Origin of the sequence: Paracoccus sp. S4493, from assembly GCF_000967735.1 — a bacterium.
GTDB classification, from domain to species: Bacteria; Pseudomonadota; Alphaproteobacteria; order Rhodobacterales; family Rhodobacteraceae; genus Paracoccus; species Paracoccus marcusii.
Genome location: NZ_JXYF01000447.1, coordinates 1 through 487, shown reverse-complemented (window position 1 = coordinate 487; position 487 = coordinate 1). Strand labels below are relative to the sequence as shown.

Genomic DNA, 487 nt, shown 5'->3' with positions numbered 1-487 from the left:
ATGACAGCGCGAACACGCTGAACGGTACGTCCGGGAACGACAAGATCTACGGCTTTGGCGGCAATGACGTCATCGACGGCAAGGGCGGCGCGGACGAGATGTATGGCGGCACCGGGAATGATGTCTACTGGGTCGATAACGCCGGTGACCGCGTGATCGAGAAGGCCGGCGAAGGCCGGGACGAAGTCCACTCGATCATCGACTGGACTCTCGGCGAAAACATCGAGGATCTCCACCTGCGCACGCCCGTCAACACGAAGGGGACGGGCAACGCGCTGGACAACCTGATCACGGCGAATGCCGGCCGCAATGTCCTTTCCGGCATGGCCGGGAACGATACGCTGAAATCCTACGAAGGCGAAGACACCCTGATCGGGGGCACCGGCAACGACACCTTATCGGGTGGCTCGGGTAAGGACACGTTCATCTTCGCTGCGGGTGACGGTCGCGACACGATCACGGACTTCGACGCCCGCGCCGGAGAGAT

General features: G+C 62.2%; 1 protein-coding gene. It reads left to right on the top strand.

Going from position 1 to position 487, the window contains the following annotated elements; all coding sequences use genetic code 11:
- Positions 1 to 487, top strand: a 487-nt coding sequence (locus TW83_RS18345; protein WP_045984225.1) for a calcium-binding protein, incomplete at both ends; no start/stop codon positions are given.